This is a genomic window from Actinoallomurus soli (assembly GCF_024055715.1).
GTDB classification, from domain to species: Bacteria; Actinomycetota; Actinomycetes; order Streptosporangiales; family Streptosporangiaceae; genus Actinoallomurus; species Actinoallomurus soli.
Window position 1 is genome coordinate 96,380 of sequence record NZ_JAMXMV010000011.1, and the last position, 18,113, is coordinate 114,492.

Consider the following 18,113-nt stretch of genomic DNA (forward strand, 5'->3'; position numbering starts at 1 on the left):
GAGCACGGCAGGGCGCAGCCGCTCGGCGGAGAGGGGTCACAGCGTGATCACGACCTTGCCGTGGACGTGGCCTCCGGCTTGCAGCGCCACGGCATCGCGGATCCGCTCGATCGGGAAGGTCGCGGCGATCGGCACGGTGAGCTCGCCGGCGCGGATCACATCGGTGATCCGCTCAAGATCGGCCGGTCCGGCCGCACCGCCCCGTCGGCGAGCCTCGCGAGCTGCACGGCGAACACGCCCACCCCGCCCGCGGCACCGCCGACCAGGACGGTGTCACCGGACCTCAGGCCGATCGCCTCCAGCGCGGCGGCGGCGGTCAGGCCCGCCACCGGGAGTGTGCTCGCCACCTCGTCGACGATGCCGTCCGGCGTGGGGAACAGCATGTCGGGCGCCGCAGCCGGGACCTTCATCACCAGGAACTCCGCGACGGCCTTCGCCATCGCGCCTCCGTAGACGCGATCATCGACGGCGAACCCGTCGACGCCGGCTCCGACCTCGTCGACGACGCCGGCGAAGTCACACCCGAAGCCGGACGGCACGGTGGCGAACCCGTCGACGCCGGCTCCGACCTCGTCGACGACGCCGGCGAAGTCACACCCGAAGCCGGACGGCACGGTGACGCCGAATCTCGCCGCCGTCTCGGGGTTCGAGGAGATCTTCCAGTCCATCGGGTTCAGGCCTGCGGCCGTCACGCGGACGCGCACCTCACCCGGCCCGGCGTGCGATTCCGGAACGTCTCGTACCTCCAGCACCTCAGGACCTCCGAAGGTCTCATAGACGACGGCTCGGCTCATGGAGACCTCCAGCACGCAGAAGGGATCACTACCGTCGGAGCAGATCACGGCGTCTCACCCCCGTGGACGGCCCCCCGGGCGCGCGACCTCCGCCGCCGTCCAGGGCTCAGGCCGTGTCGGGCGCCGCCGGCGGCAGCGCGTAGGCCCAGGGTCGGGTCGGCCGGCGCCTCACGGGCGGAAGGCCGGGGACAGAACCCGCGCGGTGAAGGCCTCGATGGCGTTGATGACGGCGTGGAAGCGCAGGGAGTCGAACAGGTCGAAGCCGTGCTGTCCGCCGGGCAGCTCGGCGTAGACGACCGGCTGGTCCGACACTTCGCGCAGGCGTTCGGCGAACTCCCGGGCGTCCTCGGCCGGAACGAGGGTGTCGTGGTCCCCGTGGACCAGGAGGAACGGCGGCGCGTCCGGGCGTACGTGGGCGAGCGGCGAGGTCCGGGGGTCCGTGTCGTGGTAGCGGCCGTAGTAGCCGCCGAGGCCGATCACCGCCGTGACGGAGGTGTCGACGCTCTCGAAACCGGGCTGGAACGCCGGGTCGTCCGGGGTCAGCGCGGCCAGGGCCGACAGGTGGGCACCGGCCGAGCTGCCCGCCAGGATGATCCGGCCGGGATCGGCGCCGTACGCGGGGCCGTGCTCCCGTACCCAGGCGATCACCCTCTTGGCGTCCACCAGATGGTCGTGGAAGGTCGCGTCCGGGCGCAGGCGGTAGTTCGCGCTGACGCACACCCAGCCCTGGTCGGCCAGGCGGTACAGGAGAGGCAGGGACTGGCTGTTCTTCCGGCCTCCCTGGTACGCGCCGCCGTGGAAGTGGATCAGGACCGGGGCACCGGTGGGCCGGGAACGGTGGCGGTAGACGTCCAGGAGATTGCGCCGTCCGGCCGGGCCGTACGCCAGGCCGGGAATCCGCTCGACGGCGCGCCGCCGGCGGAGGAAGGGGCTGAGCAGGATGCGCGCGTACGGGAGGCGGCGGGAGACGGGCACCGTTCCCATCGCCTGTTGTACGGCGGGCAGCGCCCGGCGGCCCCGCCAGGCCACCAGGCACAGGCCCGCCGCGGGCACCGCCGCCGCTCCCGCGACGAAGGGCGAGGTGAGGTCGCCCTGGACGAGGGCCAGGACCGTGGCGGCCAGGAGCCAGGCGAGCCCCATGAAGGGCAGCTCGCCCAGGACCACGGTGAGGTAGAAGGCCAGCATGGCCGCCGGCCGGGGCCGGCGCGGTGCGACCAGCGAGACCAGGGTCCACACCGCGAGGACGCTCACGGTGGTCAGGTACCCGTACGGCGCGTTCACCGGCGCACCAGCCCGAGGACGAGCACGGCGCCGGTGACCAGGTGCAGCACGGTGAGGACCAGCGCCGCGGCGACCCCGGTGGCGCTGCCGAGCGGGCCGGTGAGGGACAGCGCGAGCACGGCCAGCGCGATGATCGTCCAGATGCGGCGGGGCCGGGCGGCCGAGCGCTCCAGGACGGCCAGGAGCGCCCAGGCCGCGAGCGCGGCCAGCAGGCTCGCCGCCACGACCGACGCCGGGCCGACCGTACGCGTGCCGCCGCCCGTCCGCACGGTCAGCGTCGCCCCGGCGAGGGGCACCGCCACGGCCCATACGGCCAGGGCGGCGGCGGGTGCGCCGGCCACGGTGAGGACGAGCCTTCTGAGGGAGGTGTTCACGCCGGTCAGCCTCGCCCGCCCGGCCGGTCCGCCGCATCGGGCGCGCGGTCGCGCCTCGTCCTGCCCCGGTGGGATCCGCCTCCGACTTTGGTAGGTGACGGCCCCGCCGCGCCGGAGGCTAGCGTGAGCCGGTGAGTCTTAGCCGATCTCCCCGTACGGTCGCCGTGTCGAGCGTGGTCCTCGTGGTGGGCGTGCTGACCGCCGTGTCGTTGTGGGGACGGACGGGCGGGTTCCCGCTGTGGCTGGACGTCGCGGCGGCGGTGGCGAGCCTGGCCGCCGCGGCCGCCCAGGTGTGGTGGCCGGTCTCCGGGGCGCTCGCCGCGACCCTCCTCGCCGTCGCCTGCCCGGTCGCCACGCCGGCGGCGACGATGGGGGCGCTGCAGGTCGCGCAGCGCAGGCGGTTCCCCGTCGCGGTGGCCGTGGCGGCGGCGGGCATCGCGGCCCACGTGCTCCGGGGGTTCTGGCGACCCGACTCCGGGATCTCCCTCGGCTGGTGGCTGCTGCTGGTCTGCGTCGCGTACGGCGCGCTGCTCGGCTGGGGCGCGCTGGCCCGCGCCCGCCGCGCGCTGCTCGTCTCGCTGCGCGAGCGCGCCGAGCGGGCCGAGGCCGAGCAGGGCAGGCTGGTCGCCGAGGCCCGCATGGCCGAACGGCGCACGCTCGCCCGGGAGATGCACGACGTGCTGGCCCACCGGCTCTCGCTGGTCGCCACCTACGCCGGGGCCCTGGAGTACCGCCCGGATTCCTCCCCCGAGCAGCTCGCCCGGGCCGCCGGGGTGGTGCGTACCGGGGTGCACCAGGCACTGGAGGAGCTACGCCAGGTGATCGGTCTCCTGCGCGAGGACGACGACGCGCACGACGACCTGGAGATCCAGCCCACGCTGGCCGACCTGCCCCGCCTGGTCGCCGAGGCCCGCGAGGCGGGGCAGCCGGTGCGGCTGCGCGAGGAGGTTCCCGACGTCGCCGCCCTCCCGGCGGCCGCCGCCCGCACCGCCTACCGCGTCGCGCAGGAGGGGCTGACGAACGCGCGCAAGCACGCGCCTGGCTTGCCGGTCGACGTGTCGTTCAGCGGTGGTCCCGGCACGCAACTGCTGATCGACATCCGCAACCCGCTGCCGGATCTCGACTCGGACCCGGTCGCGCCGGGCAGCGGTCTCGGCCTGGTCGGGCTGACCGAGCGGGTACGGCTGGCCGGCGGGCGGCTGGATCATCGGATCGTCGACCGGGAGTTCCGGCTCCACGCCTGGCTACCATGGCCCGCGTGATCCGCGTGCTGCTGGTCGACGATGACGCCATGGTCCGCGCGGGGCTCGCGATGATGCTGGACGGAGCCGCCGGGATCAAAGTGGTCGGCGAGGCCGCCGACGGCCAGCAGGCCGTCACCGCCACCGACGCCCACGCCCCCGACGTGGTCCTGATGGACCTGCGGATGCCGCGCGTGGACGGCATCGTCGCCACCCGGCGGCTGCGGGCCCGCGCCCGTCCCCCGGAGGTGATCGTGCTGACCACCTTCGACACCGACGAGAACATCCTGCACGCGCTGCGCGCGGGCGCCAGCGGATTCCTGCTCAAGGACACGTCGCCCTCGCAGATCGTGGAGGCGGTCACCCGGGTCGCGGCGGGAGAGCCGATCCTGTCCCCGCGCATCACCCGGCGGCTCATGGAGCGCACCATCGTGCAGGCCGGAGCGTACGAGCGGGCCCGCGCCGCGCTGGCCGCCCTCACCCCCCGCGAGCATGAGGTGGCCGTCGCGATCGGGCGCGGCCGGACGAACGCCGACATCGCCGCGGAGCTGGCCATGGGCGTCACGACGGTCAAGGCCCACGTCTCCAGCATCCTCACCAAGCTCGGCCTGGACAACCGCACCCAGATCGCGCTCCTCGCCCACGACGCCGGTCTCGCCTGACGCCTCCTCCCCGTCCCGGCGCACGGCCGCAGGCGGGCGCCGTCGCCGGGGCTTCGCGGCGGCGGCCGCGCCCGGTCGGATCAGCGGGTCCACTCGAGGGCGCGGCCCGGGTCGCGCAGCACTGCCGCAGCGGGCCGGCTCAGCGGGTCCACTCCGGGGGCGCGGCCCAGGTAGCGCAGCAGCGCGGCGGTGGCGTCGTCGGCCGGTCGCGGGTCGAGGGCGGGCGCGCAGGCGAAGCCGCGCAGCGGCTCCGCGATCGCCTCGGCCACCGGCAGCAGGCGCTCGGACAGGTCGGCGTTCAGCGGTGACGGACGGCCGGCGGCCATCGCGATGTCCCAGGCATGGACGGCCGCGTCGAGCGCGGCGGCGCCGACGGCGAGCGCCGATCTCGGCCGTCGCCGAGGAGGCGGGCGTGGGCGTCGGCGCCGATCGCACCGCCGCGCTGCGCCGCGCCGCCGTTACCTGACGCCGCTGCTGGACGCGCTGCGCGCCGACACGCCCACGAGGCCGCTGCCCGGGCCTCCCCCGAGCGACGAGGAGGTCGGAGCGCGATGGCGGCACACGGACTCCTCCTCTTCCCCTCGGAAGCGGCCTCACCGGTGACTCTCCGTCCACCAGCAGGGCGATCGACGAAGGTGGGCCGCTCAAGGGACATCCGGGACATCTTCGCTGATCAGAGTGGGTGAAATCGGCTAAAAACGGTGGTGTCGGGACGCTTGAACCGGTGACAGGGGGTAGGGGCGAGGGACGGAGACAATGAACCGAGGAGGCCGTCACGATGACGGACGTGTCCAGCGTGGGCCCCCAGCCGGGGGACGACCGCGAGGTGCTGACCAACCGGCAGGGCCACCCGGTCTACGACAACCAGAACCAGCGGACGATCGGCGCCCGCGGCCCGGCGACGTTGGAGAACTACCAGTTCCTGGAGAAGATCAGCCACTTCGACCGCGAGCGCATCCCCGAACGCGTCGTACACGCGCGTGGAACCACCGCGTTCGGCTACTTCGAGGCGTACGGCCGGTTCGGCGATGAGCCGATCAGCGCCTTCACCCGCGCCAAGCTCTTCCAGGAGGCCGGAAAGCGCACTCCGGTGGCGGTGCGGTTCTCGACCGTGATCGGCGGTCGGGACTCCTCCGAGTCCGCGCGCGACCCCCGCGGCTTCGCGGTGAAGTTCTACACCGAGGACGGCAACTGGGACCTGGTCGGCAACAACCTGGCGGTGTTCTTCATCCGGGACGCCATCAAGTTCCCCGACGTGATCCACTCGCTGAAGCCGGACCCGGTGACGTTCCGGCAGGAGCCCAACCGGATCTTCGACTTCATGTCGCAGACGCCGGAGAGCGTCCACATGCTGGTGAACCTGTTCAGCCCGCGCGGAATCCCCGCCGACTACCGGCATATGCAGGGGTTCGGCGTGAACACCTACAAGTGGGTCAACGAGCAGGGCGAGACCCGCCTGGTGAAGTACCACTGGATGCCCAAGCAGGGCGTGCGCAGCATGACCGCCGCCGATGCCGCCGTCGTGCAGGCGCAGGAACTCGGGCACGCGACCAAGGATCTGCGGGACGCGATCGAGCGCGGCGAGTACCCGGAGTGGGAGCTCCTCGTGCAGACGATGAGCGACGACGAGCATGCGGAACTGGACTTCGACCCGCTCGACGACACCAAGGTCTGGCCGGAGGAGCGGTTCCCCGCGCGTCCGGTCGGCCGCATGGTGCTCGACGAGTGCGTCGGCAACAATTTCGCCGAGAACGAGCAGATCGCCTTCGGCACCGGGGTCCTCGTCGACGGTCTGGACTTCAGCGACGACAAGATGCTGGTCGGGCGCACGTTCTCCTATAGCGACACGCAGCGCTACCGGGTGGGACCCAACTACCTGCAGCTTCCGGTCAACCAGCCGAAGCACGGCCGGGTCCGCACCAACCAGCGCGACGGCCTGATGACCTACTACGTCGACCAGGGCGGCGAGAACCCGCACGTCAACTACGAACCGTCGATCACGGGCGGGCTGCGCGAGGCGGGGTACCCGACCCAGGACGAGCAGGGACCGACGATCACCGGCCGGGTCACCCGCAGGCGCATCCCTCGGACCAACGACTACGCGCAGGCCGGCCAGCGCTACCTGCTCATGCACGACTGGGAGCGCGACGATCTCGTGCACAACCTGGTCACGATGCTGTCGCAGTGCGAGCGCCCCATCCAGGAGCGCATGGTCTGGCACTTCCTGCTCGCCGAGGACGACCTGGGCCTGCGGGTGGGCGAGGGCCTGGGCATCGGCCCGGACGACGTCGCCCACCTCGCGCCGCTGGCGAGCCAGGACCTCACCGAGGAGGACCGGGCCAGGCTCGAGAAGCTCGGCCACAACGGCCCGCGAGAGGTCAACGGCCTGAAGATGACGCACTGCGTCCCGGACGAACGCGCCGCCAAGGTGAGCTGACCGCGCCAGGGGGCCGACGCTTCTGCCGGTCCCTTCCCCCAGCGCGGGCTCGCCGCCCGCGCGGTCGTTTCCGCGGCCCGTCGACGACGGGAGCGGAGCCATCACACGGTTGCGAGCGACCTGCGCGGAGCCGTCACAGGGTTACGAACGACCTGCGCGGAGCCGTCACAGGGTTACGAACGACCTGCGCGCGGAGCCGTCACACGGTCGCGAACGCGAGGCCCGCGCCGACGGCGACCATGACCGCCAGGACGACGATGACCGTGAGGGTGGCCAGCGGCTTCTTCCGGTGTGGCAGGTGCACGGCCGTGGGCTTCTCGGGCTCCGGTGCCGGGGCGGACGACGGCACCGGCGGGCGGCTCGGAGTGGCTCGCGGTGGCGGGGCCACCGGACGCGGGGCGGCCGGCCGGGCGGCGACGGGTCGCACCGGAACGGCCGGTGCGACGGGCGCCGCGGGCGGAGCGGTGTGCGGCGGTGGCGTGGGTCGGGGCGCCGTGGACGGCGGAGGAGCGGTCGGCGGTGCCGGCGGTGCCGGGGGTGCCGGGGGTGCCGGGGGCGGAGGCGCCGGAGGCGCGGGGTGCTCGCAGGCTCCGATGGCGAGGCGGAGATCCAAGGCGTGCAGCAGATCGAGGTCGAGGCAGACCGAGAGGGTCACCGCGAGCAGCGGATGCGGTCCGCCCACCGCGAGGGAGACCGGCCGGGGAGTGCCCGCGGCCACGGAGATCGGCCGGAGGCCGCCCAGGGCCACGGAGAGGGGGCCGGGGTCGCGGACGGTCACGGGGAGCAGCCCGGATTCGCCCGTCGCGGGGAGCCGCCCGGAACCACCGGTCGCGAGAAGCGGCCGCGACGCCCCGGTCGCCGGAACCGCCCCTGATGCGCCGGTCACCAGTAGCCCGGAACCACCGGACAGCGGAATCCGTCCCGACGCACCGGTCACGGAGGGCAGACCGGAACCATCGATCTCGGGAAGCCGTCCCGAGCCGTTGGTCACGGGAAGCCGACCCGCGGGGTCGGTGCTTGTTGCGGTGAGCCGGTGATCCGCCGGTCGTCCAGGGTGGCCGGGTCGGCCGGGGTCGCGATCGGCGTCGTGAGCCTCTGCCGGATCGTGCCGGGAGTGCCGGTGGTGGTGGCGGGGTCCACTCTGGTCGGCCGGACCGTCACTGCCAGCCCGGACGACGGCTCGCGGCGACGAGCCCGCCGGGTGTGCGGAATCGGTGGCGGACGGGCCGCCGGAGGATGACCTCCGAGAAGCCGGGCCGCCGGAGGGCGGCCGCTGCGAGGCCGGGCCGTCGGGAGAAGAGCCCTGAGAGGCCGAACCCCCGGAGAGCAGACCTCCGAGCAGGCCCCCGGCGATCGGAGCGCCGGAGAGAGCGCCGTCCGAGGGCTCGGCCGGGGAGACCCGGCGCACCGGGCCGGTGGTGCGCGTCCTGGTGGGCCGGGCCCCGTCGTCGGCCAGGGCGGGTGTCGCCATGAGGCCGATGAGGGAGCCCGTGGCCAGGACACTGATGCCGCGTGCGCGCATGGGTCACCGGCTCTCGGGAATGCGGGGGAACTCCTGCTGCGCCGACGTGAAGGCGTCGGGCTTGACGCGGAGCGCGCCGTTGAAGACGTGCGAGATGTCGAACACGAGATAGATCCCGACGGCGAGCATCGCGGCCATCGCGGCCGCCGGGATGAGGGCCGTCCCTCGGGGCCGGGCCCCGGCGAGGAAGGGGAACGCGGCGGCGAGGACGCCCGTGATGACCGTGAGGGCCAGCAGGCCCGCCGGCGGGCTGGCCTTGGCGTCGACGGCGCGCTGGCCACGGGCGGCGGACATGTCCCGGATCCGGTCGAGGAGCGTGCTGCGGGCGGTCTCCGCGTTGTTGCCCGAGACCTGGAGGCCGGTGACCTGGGCGCGCAGCGTGTCGAGGCGCGCCCAGCCCTCCTGGCTGAGCCGTCCCTTCTGCATGACCTGCCACTCGTTGTCGACGACGAAGCGCACGTAGTCGCGCAGTGAGGCCTGGATCTGGGCGCCGGCCGGCGACGGCAGCGCCGCGGCGGCCCAGTAGGCGTCGACGATCGCCTGGCTCTCCGTCTGGGTGTTCTGCCGGGCGGAGTCGGCCGTGGTCCATGGGACGACGATCGCGATGGCGAAGACGAGCAGGAAGAGGGAGGACAGCATCGAGCCCGCGTGACCCGCGGTCGTGCTGCCCGGACCCCGGTCGTCGGCGCCGTGGCGCGCCTTCCGGAACAGGAAGGCGGCCGCGAACACGGCACCGACGGCCGCGGCTACAGCGAGGGTGAACACGAGCATGACCGTCTCCATGGCTTGCCGTTGACGAGACGTGCGTACGCCGGCCTGTAGCGCACCGTCACATGACTATCACACTACGTATCTCTTCAGTAGCCTTAACGCCTCCTGTCCGGAGGCGGCCAGAGACGGAGAGTGACTCGCACCGGATTGCGCGGATTCGCGAAGGTGCGCGGTCAGGCGCTCCCGTACGCGCCGGCGGCCTTCGTACGCGGCTCGCTTTTGTACGCGGTCAGGCGCTCTCGTACGAGGTCAGGCGCTCTCCTCGGCGCGGTTGAGCGCCAGCCAGGCGTGCAGCGCCATCTCCAGGGCGAGCTGCCGGTCGGTGTCGTACAGGCGCTCCCCGAACAGCTCCTCGAGCTGGCGGAGCCGGTACCGCACGGTCTGCGGATGGATGTGGAGGCGCTCGGCGGCCTCATTGGCGTTGAACCCGCGTTGCAGGCAGGCGAGGAGCGTCTCGGCCAGGCGTTCCCGCCGCCCGGGACGCAGGGACTCCAGGGGCGCGAGCCGACCGGCGGCGACGTTCCGGATGAACTCCTCGTCGCGGAAGATGACGAGCGTCGCCTCATGGTCGCCGCAGCGGATCAGGCCGTCCTGGGGGATGATGCCGCGGCGGGCGAGGGCGAGGGCCTCCCTGGCCCACCGGAGCGAGTTCGCGGCGGCTCGGAGCGGGACGGTCGGGCCCACGGCGGTGATCCAGTCGACGTCGATGGCGTCGAGGATCCGGGAGCGTCCCGGGCCGTCGGGATCGGGCAGCAGCAGGTACGGCTGCGGGCAGTCGGTGTCGACGAGGACGTCCGGCGGGAGCGTCAGCGGGGTGAACTGATCCTGTTTGCGCTCGTGGAGCGCGACGCCCGCGACCGTACGGGGCAGGGCCCAGCCGGCGATCCTGGCGAGCTCCGCGATCTCCTCCGGCGAGGCCGGCGGATCGGACAGGAGCAGGCCCAGCAGCCTGCGCCTGCGGCGTTCGACCTCGCCGGCGGCCCGGCCGATCGCCTTGAGGTACCCCTGGGAGGCGGCCGCGGCGATCTCGTCGAGGAAGACGAAGATGGCCTCGGCCAGCGGACCGAGCACGTCGGGAGAATCGCAGTGGTCGGCGATGCGGCGCCAGGCCAGCCGGGCACCCACTCTCAGGGATCGCTGCAGCCCGTCGAGACTCCGGCCCTGGCCGGCCTCCCAGGCCCCGATCGTCCGGTACACCGAGGCGATGCTCTCCCAGGGGGCGCGCGGGTTCTCCAGCAGGTCCACGAACTGGCGCAGCGCGCCCTCGACCGCCAGCCGTTGCTGCTGCTGGAAGACGGGGTCCTCCGGCCGGTCGAACTCGGGCACGCGGGTGCCGATCTCGGCGATGACCTCGTCCGCCACCGACCCGACGAGAGGGCGCAACCGGGCGGCCGTGCCACGGGGGACGGCCGGCCATGGCCGGATTTCGGCGTCCTGTCTCCTCACCACGGTCAACACACCCTTCACCGGCCGAGTCGTGCACGAACGGGGGTGGGCTCGGGTCAGCGGTCACCGCCGGTACGGCCGGTGGCGGCCCGGTCGCCGCTCGCCCGGTCATCACCCGCCTGGTCGCCGCTCGCCTGGTCACCGCTCGCCCGGTCACCGCTCGCCCGGTCGCCGCTCGTCCGGGCGGCGAGCCGGCGTTCGTCCGGCCAGCGGACGTCGCGGGCCCAGCCGAGGCGTTCGAACAGCCAGATCAGCCGGGCGCTGGAGTCGAGCTGGCCGCGCAGGACGCCGTGCCGCGCGCAGGTCGGGTCGGCGTGGTGCAGATTGTGCCAGGACTCGCCGCCCGACAGCGGAGCGAGCCACCAGACGTTGCCCGACCGGTCGCGGGACCGGAAGGGCCGCTCGCCGCCGACGTGGCAGATCGAGTTGATCGACCAGGTGACGTGGTGGAGCAGGCCGATGCGGACGAGCCCGGCCCAGAAGAAGGCGGACCAGGCGGCGCCGGCGTCCCACGTGCCGGAGCCCCACAGGCCGCCCGCGACGGCGGGACCGGCGAAGGAGAACAGCACGATCAGAGGCTGCCACCGCGCGATCCGGCACAGGTCGGCGTCGGCGAGCAGGTCGGGGACGTAGCGCCGCTGGTTGGTCTTCTCGTTGGCGAACGTCCATCCGACGTGCGCCCAGATCATGCCCTTGACGAGGGCCGGCACGGACTTCCCGAACCGCCAGGGCGAGTGCGGGTCCCCCGGCCGGTCCGAGAACTGGTGGTGACGGCGGTGGTCGGCGGCCCAGGTGATCACGTCGCCCTCGACCGCCATCGTGCCGGCGACGGCGAGCGCGATCTTCAGCGGCCGGGCGGGCTTGAACGCCTTGTGGGTGAACAGCCGGTGGTAGCCGATCGTGACACCGTGCCCCGCGATGACGTACATGACCGCGCCGATCACCAGGTCATGCCATGTCACGCCCCAGCCCCACAGGACGGCGACGGACAGGATCACGGCGACGAACGGGATCCCCACGAAGATCCCGACGATCACCCGGTCGCCGGTTCCCATCCGCTCCCCCCAGGGAGCGTTCGTGTCGACCACGACGGCCTGCTCCGTCATCTGACCCTCCTCCTGACAACGCGGGTCAGCGGAACGTTACTGGCCAGTATCTGTGTGATCTACGCAACAATCGCACACCTTGGCCGTCTTGTTCCTCACAGAAGTGACAAGGCGGGGGGTATACGCCACGGCACCGACCATTCCGCCATTCGCCGCGAAGTCCGGCCGACCAGGAGCCGATTTCCCGAGCTTTTCCCAGCCGCTTTCCAGACGATTCGCGATATCTCCGGCCGGAGGCAAGCGGCCCCTCACCGATCCGCCAGCGTCGCCGCCCTTACCGAGCCTTTACGGTGGACGGCGCGTGAGGGCACGAGAACGGACGGCGCAGGGGCTCTGAGCTCGGACGGACCTTCGGGGGGACCTATGGACGCGCACGAGAACCGGTTCGTACGATCGGCGCCGCGAAACGAGGCCGGGCAGCGTCTTCGCAGCGCCATCGGCGGCGATTCCGTGACCCCGCTCATCGGTGTCTTCGACATGTTCTCGGCGTCCGTGGCGGCCCGGCACTACGACGGGTTGTTCGTCTCCGGATTCGGGTTCGCCGCCTCGTACTATGGTCTTCCCGACATCGGCTTCATCGCCTGGCCGGACATGGTGGGCTTCGTCCAGCGGCTCCGGCTCGCCTTTCCCCGGCACCACCTGCTCGTCGACATCGACGACGGCTACGTCGACCCGGAGGTGGCCTGCCACGTCGTCGAGCATCTGGAGGCCATCGGCGCCTCAGGGGTGGTCATCGAGGACCAGGAGCGCCCGCGGCGCTGCGGCCACGTCGACGGCAAGCGGATCCTGCCGCTCGAGGAGTACCTGGAGAAGCTGCGGCTGGTCCTGCGAACCCGGCGGGACCTCGTCGTGGTCGCCCGGACCGACGCGACCGACGAACGCGAGATCGTGCGGCGCGCCGAGGCCCTGGCCGCCACGGACACCGACGTCATCCTCGTGGACGGCGTGCGCAGCGCCGAGTGGATCCGCAAGGTCCACGCCGTGACCGGCGGCAAGCCGCTGCTGTTCAACCAGATCGCCGGGGGCAGGTCACCGCGGTTCTCGCTGTCCGACCTGGCGGCCCTGGGCGTCGGCGTCGCCATCTACAGCACGCCGTGCCTGTTCGCCGCACAAGCGGCGATGGACCGGGCGCTGGCGCGCCTGAAGGAGGAGGACGGCCGGTTGCCGCAGGTCACGGACGGAACGGTCGGCGTCGCCGACTGCCTCTCCCTCCTGGAGCGCAACCTCAGCCGGCACCACTCCCGAGCCCACGGCTGACCCCTTCGACTCCCACCCGCAGCCCATGGCAGGCCCGTTCACTTCCCGCCCGCAGCCCACAGGGCAGGCCCGCTCAGCCCCCGCCCGCAGCCCACCGCAGGCCCGTTCACTCCCCACCCGCAGGTCCACGGCTCATCCGCTCGCCCAACCCCCAAGCCCACGGCCGGCCCCTTCGCTCCCCATCGCGAGCCCGCGGCTGGGCCGTTCGTGTTGCGGGTGCCGGGCTCGGCCCGGCCGGCTTCGGTGAACTCCATCTGCTCAGGACTGTTGGCGACTCCGTGTTCATTAGTGCATGATGCAAGCACGAAACGCTCAAGAACGAGCAAACGCGGAGGCGGGATTGGCGCAGCAACACGTACTGGCCGAGATCGAGAGTCAGCCTTCCTGCTGGCGGCGGGCGGCCGACCGGCTGGCCGACGTACGGGATGTCCTACCCCGTGACGGCGAGCGGGTCGCGGTGTTCGGTTGCGGCACGTCCCTGTACATGGCCAGGGCGTACGCGGGGCTGCGCGAGAGCCGGGGCCTGGGCGTCACGGACGCCTTCCCCGCCTCGGAGCTCCCCTTCGGCCGCGACTACGACCGGTATATCGCCATCAGCCGGTCCGGCACGACCACCGAGGTGCTGGAGGCGGTCGAGCGCCTGCCGAACGTCACGGCGATCACCGCGATCAACGACGCTCCGTTCGCCGCGGGCACCCGGCAGATCGTGCTCGACTTCGCCGACGAGAAGTCGGTGGTGCAGACGCGCTTCGCCACGACGGCGCTGGCGCTGCTGCGCGCCTCGATCGGCGACGCGGTGCCCGCGGACGACGCCGAGCGGGCGCTGGCCGAGCCGCTGGACCCCGCCTGGCCGGCCGCCGAGCAGATCACCTTCCTCGGCCGCGGCTGGACGAACGGCCTGGCGGACGAGGCGGCGCTGAAGGCCCGCGAGGCCGCGCAGCTGTGGACCGAGTCGTACCCGGCGATGGAGTACCGCCACGGCCCGATCAGCATCGCCCAGCCGGGCCGGCTGACCTGGATGTTCGGCACGGCTCCCGAGGGTCTCGCCGAAGACGTCGCCGCGACGGGCGCGACGTTCGTGACCAGCGACCTCGATCCGCTCGCGCACCTGATCGTGGCGCAGCGGGTGGCGGTCGCGCAGTCCGAGGCGAAGGGACTCGACGCCGACCGCCCGCGGTCGCTGACCCGTTCGGTCGTGCTGAAGTGATCGTCGCTCTCGACGTCGGCGGCACGTCGATGAAGGGAGCGGTCCTCTCCCCCGAGCTCGACCGGGTCGCCGCCGCCCGCCGGCCCACGCCGCAGGGCGAGGCCGCGGTGGACGCCGTGCTCGAGGCCGTCGCCGAGCTGGTCGAGCGGGCGGGCACCGCGGAGGCCGTCGGCCTCGCGGTGCCCGGCATCGTCGACGACGAACGCGGCGTCGCCGTCTGGTCGGAGAACATCGGCTGGAACGACGTCCCGTTCCGCGACCTGATCGCCGAGCGCACCGGCCTGCCGGTCGCGGTCGGCCACGACGTACGCGCCGGCGGCACCGCCGAGATACGGCTCGGCGCCGCTCAGGGCGCCCGCAACTCGCTGATCATCCCGATCGGCACCGGCATCGCGGCGGCGATGGTGATCGACGGGCACCTGTGCGTCGGCAACGGCTACGCCGGGGAGATCGGGCACATGTCCGTCGGCGTGGACGAGCCGTGCGTCTGCGGCGGGACCGGCTGCCTGGAGGCCGTCGCCTCCGCCGCGGGGGTCGCCCGCCGCTACGCCCGCCGTACGGGCCGGGAGGCGACCGCCGGCGAGGTCGCGGCGCTGGTGAGCGAGGGCGACGCCGACGCGGTGGCGATCTGGGACGAGACGATCGTGTTCCTCGGCACCGCCCTGGCCGCCGCGACCGCGCTGCTCGCGCCCGAGGTGATCGTCATCGGCGGGGGCCTGTCGCGGGCGGGCGACCTCCTGCTCGGCCCGCTCGCCGAGGACCTCGCCGGACGGCTCACCTTCCACCGGAAGCCGCGCCTGACGGTCGCGTCATTCGGTGACGAGGCCGGGTGTGTGGGCGCCGGACTCTGGGCACGCGACCTATTGGAGCGACGATGACGGTGCTGAGCGCGGACAAGGTCGTCACCCCCGGCGGGGTCCTCGAACCCGGATGGGTCGGCGTCGAGGGCGGCCGGATCACGCACGTCGAACAGGGTCTCCCGGAGCGCGCCGACCGGCACGCCCACGTGATCGTCCCCGGCTTCGTGGACATTCACTGCCACGGGGGCGGCGGGGCGTCGTTCGACTCGGCGGACCCGGAGGAGTGCGCACGGGCGGCGGCGTTCCACCGGGAGCACGGCACGACGACGCTGGTCGCGAGCCTCGTGACCGCGTCGCCCGCCGACCTGGAGCGCCGGGCGTCCGTGCTGGCGGAGCTCGCCGACGACGGCGTCGTGGGGGGGATCCACTACGAGGGGCCGTTCTTGTCCGCCGCCCGCAAGGGCGCGCACAATCCCACGCTGCTGCGCGACCCCGACCCCGCGACCGTGGAGCGGCTGCTCAAGGTCCCGAACGTCCGCATGATGACGCTCGCGCCCGAGCTCGACGGCGGCCTGGACGCGGTGCGCCGGGTCCGCGACGCGGGGGTCCTCCCCGCCGTGGGGCACACCGACGCGACGTACGAGATGGCGGTCGAGGCGACGCGGGCGGGCGCGCGGGTCGCCACCCACCTGTTCAACGGGATGCGCCCGCTGCACCACCGCGAGCCGGGGCCGATCCTCGCGCTGCTGGAGGCGCCGGAGGTCGTCGTCGAGGTCATCGGCGACGGCGTGCACCTGCACCCCGCGATCGTGGCGCACGTCGCGCGGGTCGCGGGCGGCGCGCGGACCGCGTTGGTCACCGACTCCCTCGCGGCGGCGGGCATGTCCGACGGGGAGTACACCCTCGGCGGGCTCGACGTCGAGGTGCGCGACGGCGTGGCCCGCCTGGCCGAGGGCGGTTCGATCGCCGGCAGCACGGCGACGACGGCGGCGGTCTTCCGTCATACGGTGCTGGCGTCCGGTGTCGCGCTGGAGGAGGCCGTACGCCTCTCCGCGACGACCCCGGCCGCGCTGCTCGGCCTCACCGACCGGGGTTCGGTCGCCCCCGGGCTCCGCGCCGACCTGGTGCTGCTGGACGAGGACCTGCGCGTGCAGGACGTGATGTCCGCGTGATCGTCACGGTCACGCCGAACCTCGCGCTCGACGTCACGTACGAGGTGCCGGAGCTGCGGCCGGGAGGCGCCCACCGGGTCCAGGCCGTGCACGCCCGGGCGGGCGGCAAGGGCGTGAACGTCGCCCGCGTGCTGCGGTCGCTCGGCCACGACGTCCTCGTCCTCGGCCTGGCCGGCGGGGCGACGGGCGACGCCGTCCGCGCCGACCTCGACGCCGCCGGGCTGGCGCACGACCTGGTCCCCATCGCCGGGGAGACCCGCCGTACGGTCACGGTGGTGGCCGGCGGTGACGCGACCCTCCTCAACGAGCCCGGCCCGGTGATCGCCCCGGAGGAGTGGGCGGCCCTGGAGGCGCGGATCCCCGACGCGGACGTCGTCGTCATCTCCGGCAGCCTGCCGCCGGGCGTGCCGGCGGACGCCGTCGCCCGGCTCGCCCGCCGCGACGTGCCCGTCATCGTCGACACGTCCGGGGAGGCGCTGCGGCACGCCGCGCCGTACGCCTGGGCCGTCAAGCCGAACGCCGCCGAGCTCGCCGAGCTCACCGGCACGGACGACCCGGTGGCCGGGGCCCGCGCGCTGGGGGCCCGCGCCGTCGTCGTCTCGCTCGGCGCCGAGGGTCTCATGGCCGTCACCGGCGACGAGGTCCACCACGTGCCCCCGCCGCGGGTGGTCAGCGGCAATCCGACCGGCGCGGGCGACTCGGTCGTCGCCGCGCTCGCCGCCGGCGTCGGAGCTCCGTGGCCCGACCTGCTCAAGGACGCCGCCGCCCTGTCGGCCGCGGCCGTGCTCTCCCCCGTCGCGGGGTCCTACGATCCCGCCGCCTACGAAGGATTCCGCAGATGCCTCTCGTCTCCGCAGGAGAGTTCGTCGTCGCCGGAGAGGGCGTCGGCGCGTTCAACGTCATCCAGCTCGAACACGCCGAGGCGCTGATCGCCGGGGCCGAGGCGGCGAACCGCCCGGTCATCCTGCAGATCAGCGAGAACGCCGTGCGCTACCACGCGGCGCTCGAGCCGATCGCGGTGGCCTGTCTCGCCGCCGCGCGCGCCGCCAAGGTCCCCGTCGCGGTGCACCTGGACCACGCGACCTCCCCCGAGCTCGTACGGGAGGCGGTCGGGCTGGGCCTGGGCTCGGTGATGTTCGACGCGTCCGCGCTCGACTACGACGCCAACGTCGCCGCGACCGCCGAGATGACCGCCTACTGCCACGACCACGGCGTGTGGGTCGAGGCCGAGCTCGGCGAGGTCGGCGGCAAGGACGGCGTGCACGCGCCCGGCGCGCGCACCGACCCGGAGGAGGCGGCCCGCTTCGTCGCCGCGACCGGCGTGGACGCGCTCGCGGTCGCGGTCGGCACCTCCCACGCGATGACGGACCGTACGGCGACGGTGGACCTCGACCTCATCGCGCGCCTGCGCGACGCCGTGCCCGTGCCGCTCGTCCTGCACGGGTCCTCCGGCGTGCCCGACGCCGACCTGACGCGTGCCGTGCGGGCGGGCATCGTCAAGGTGAACATCGCCACACACCTCAACAAGGTTTTCACCGACGCGATGCGGGCATATCTGGCCGACCATCCGACGGTTGTGGACACCCGGAAATATCTGGCGCCAGGGCGTGACGCCGTGGCGCGTGAGGTGGCGCGGTTGATCGGCACGGTGCTCACCAGGGGCTGACGGGCTCTTTATCCTCCGTGGCTTAGGATCGTCAAGCCCTCGGACGCCGGGCATGCCGATCGATGCAGCCGCGACCCTACGGTAAGTTCGAGGGTTCACGCAGGTCACGGGGGACTAGTGAGTGAGAAGGACGCCGGTGTCGAAGCCGGCGAATTCGCGATGCAGCCAGGGTCCGCGCCAACTTCGGAGCCGTCCGGCGCGTCCAACAATGGAGGCGCCGGCGGGCCCGAGGCCGCGGCAGGACCGGAAGACGCGGCCGATCCGCACGGCGCCGCCGTACCGGCGCAAGCCGCCGAGTCGGGAGCCGCTGATCGCCATGACGCCACTCGACCCGCCATACCACCGCCCGCGCGACCAACGACGGAGAGCCTGCCGCC

The 18,113-nt window shown here is 73.3% G+C and carries 19 protein-coding genes; 9 read left to right on the forward strand and 10 right to left on the reverse strand.

Annotated elements, in window-relative coordinates:
• Nucleotides 1-36: 36 nt before the first annotated feature.
• The 4 genes from NDW01_RS25895 to NDW01_RS25910 form a co-directional block, all read right to left on the reverse strand.
• Entirely contained in the window at nucleotides 37-159 is a 123-nt protein-coding gene (locus NDW01_RS25895) for a zinc-binding dehydrogenase (RefSeq protein WP_252824679.1), read from the reverse strand.
• Nucleotides 156-794, reverse strand: a complete 639-nt coding sequence (locus NDW01_RS25900) for an alcohol dehydrogenase catalytic domain-containing protein (protein ID WP_252824681.1) — start codon at nucleotides 792-794, stop codon at nucleotides 156-158. The genes NDW01_RS25895 and NDW01_RS25900 overlap by 4 nt, the downstream gene beginning before the upstream one ends.
• A gap of 168 nt (nucleotides 795-962) precedes the next feature.
• Nucleotides 963-2,075: an alpha/beta hydrolase gene (locus NDW01_RS25905; RefSeq protein ID WP_252824685.1), complete on the reverse strand. Its 1,113-nt coding sequence runs from the start codon at nucleotides 2,073-2,075 to the stop codon at nucleotides 963-965.
• Complete coding sequence (locus tag NDW01_RS25910; protein ID WP_252824687.1) at nucleotides 2,072-2,449, reverse strand: DUF6069 family protein; 378 nt, start codon at nucleotides 2,447-2,449, stop codon at nucleotides 2,072-2,074. The genes NDW01_RS25905 and NDW01_RS25910 overlap by 4 nt, the downstream gene beginning before the upstream one ends.
• Before the next feature lie 131 nt (nucleotides 2,450-2,580).
• On the opposite strand from NDW01_RS25910, the gene NDW01_RS43965 reads away from it, so the two are divergent.
• Both NDW01_RS43965 and NDW01_RS25920 read left to right on the forward strand, forming a co-directional pair.
• Entirely contained in the window at nucleotides 2,581-3,711 is a 1,131-nt protein-coding gene (locus NDW01_RS43965) for a sensor histidine kinase (protein ID WP_252824690.1), read from the forward strand.
• Nucleotides 3,699-4,352, forward strand: coding sequence for a response regulator (locus tag NDW01_RS25920; protein ID WP_252824692.1), 654 nt, complete (start codon nucleotides 3,699-3,701; stop codon nucleotides 4,350-4,352). Before NDW01_RS43965 ends, NDW01_RS25920 begins: the two co-directional genes overlap by 13 nt.
• 80 nt (nucleotides 4,353-4,432) lie before the next feature.
• Here the strand turns inward: NDW01_RS25920 and NDW01_RS25925 are convergent, their stop codons facing one another.
• Nucleotides 4,433-4,678 (reverse strand): hypothetical protein, encoded by a 246-nt coding sequence (locus NDW01_RS25925; RefSeq protein ID WP_252824694.1) that lies wholly within the window; start codon nucleotides 4,676-4,678, stop codon nucleotides 4,433-4,435.
• Nucleotides 4,679-5,130: 452 nt separating this feature from the next.
• On the opposite strand from NDW01_RS25925, the gene NDW01_RS25930 reads away from it, so the two are divergent.
• Nucleotides 5,131-6,789 (forward strand): catalase, encoded by a 1,659-nt coding sequence (locus tag NDW01_RS25930; protein ID WP_252824697.1) that lies wholly within the window; start codon nucleotides 5,131-5,133, stop codon nucleotides 6,787-6,789.
• Between the two features lie 199 nt (nucleotides 6,790-6,988).
• On the opposite strand, the gene NDW01_RS25935 is transcribed toward NDW01_RS25930, so the two are convergent.
• The 5 genes from NDW01_RS25935 to NDW01_RS25955 all read right to left on the reverse strand — a co-directional run bounded on the left by NDW01_RS25935 (nucleotide 6,989) and on the right by NDW01_RS25955 (nucleotide 11,634).
• Nucleotides 6,989-7,726, reverse strand: a complete 738-nt coding sequence (locus NDW01_RS25935; protein ID WP_252824700.1) for a hypothetical protein — start codon at nucleotides 7,724-7,726, stop codon at nucleotides 6,989-6,991.
• Between the two features lie 50 nt (nucleotides 7,727-7,776).
• A complete protein-coding gene (locus NDW01_RS25940) occupies nucleotides 7,777-7,929 on the reverse strand; it encodes a hypothetical protein (RefSeq protein WP_252824702.1) in 153 nt (50 codons plus the stop codon).
• Between the two features lie 385 nt (nucleotides 7,930-8,314).
• Nucleotides 8,315-9,082 (reverse strand): bestrophin-like domain, encoded by a 768-nt coding sequence (locus NDW01_RS25945; RefSeq protein WP_252824706.1) that lies wholly within the window; start codon nucleotides 9,080-9,082, stop codon nucleotides 8,315-8,317.
• A gap of 249 nt (nucleotides 9,083-9,331) precedes the next feature.
• A complete protein-coding gene (locus NDW01_RS25950) occupies nucleotides 9,332-10,444 on the reverse strand; it encodes a PucR family transcriptional regulator (RefSeq protein ID WP_252824708.1) in 1,113 nt (370 codons plus the stop codon).
• Nucleotides 10,445-10,584: 140 nt separating this feature from the next.
• On the reverse strand, nucleotides 10,585-11,634 hold the full coding sequence (locus NDW01_RS25955; protein WP_406567762.1) for an acyl-CoA desaturase: 1,050 nt from the start codon (nucleotides 11,632-11,634) through the stop codon (nucleotides 10,585-10,587).
• A 450-nt stretch (nucleotides 11,635-12,084) separates the two neighbouring features.
• Here NDW01_RS25955 and NDW01_RS25960 point away from each other — a divergent pair, with 450 nt between their 5' ends.
• From NDW01_RS25960 to NDW01_RS25985, 6 genes are all read left to right on the forward strand, one after another.
• Nucleotides 12,085-12,891: an isocitrate lyase/PEP mutase family protein gene (locus NDW01_RS25960; RefSeq protein WP_252824710.1), complete on the forward strand. Its 807-nt coding sequence runs from the start codon at nucleotides 12,085-12,087 to the stop codon at nucleotides 12,889-12,891.
• Nucleotides 12,892-13,231: 340 nt separating this feature from the next.
• Nucleotides 13,232-14,098 carry an SIS domain-containing protein gene (locus NDW01_RS25965; protein ID WP_252824712.1) on the forward strand — a complete coding sequence of 289 codons (867 nt, stop codon included), beginning with the start codon at nucleotides 13,232-13,234 and terminating at the stop codon, nucleotides 14,096-14,098.
• Complete coding sequence (locus tag NDW01_RS25970; RefSeq protein WP_252824714.1) at nucleotides 14,095-14,976, forward strand: ROK family protein; 882 nt, start codon at nucleotides 14,095-14,097, stop codon at nucleotides 14,974-14,976. The genes NDW01_RS25965 and NDW01_RS25970 overlap by 4 nt, the downstream gene beginning before the upstream one ends.
• Nucleotides 14,973-16,070, forward strand: coding sequence for an N-acetylglucosamine-6-phosphate deacetylase (gene nagA, locus NDW01_RS25975; protein ID WP_252824716.1), 1,098 nt, complete (start codon nucleotides 14,973-14,975; stop codon nucleotides 16,068-16,070). The genes NDW01_RS25970 and nagA overlap by 4 nt, the downstream gene beginning before the upstream one ends.
• Nucleotides 16,067-16,999: a 1-phosphofructokinase family hexose kinase gene (locus NDW01_RS25980; RefSeq protein ID WP_252824720.1), complete on the forward strand. Its 933-nt coding sequence runs from the start codon at nucleotides 16,067-16,069 to the stop codon at nucleotides 16,997-16,999. The genes nagA and NDW01_RS25980 overlap by 4 nt, the downstream gene beginning before the upstream one ends.
• The gene (locus NDW01_RS25985) at nucleotides 16,909-17,736 is read left to right on the forward strand and encodes a class II fructose-bisphosphate aldolase (RefSeq protein ID WP_252824723.1); all 828 of its coding nucleotides are present in this window, start codon (nucleotides 16,909-16,911) and stop codon (nucleotides 17,734-17,736) included. Before NDW01_RS25980 ends, NDW01_RS25985 begins: the two co-directional genes overlap by 91 nt.
• Nucleotides 17,737-18,113 lie beyond the last annotated feature (377 nt).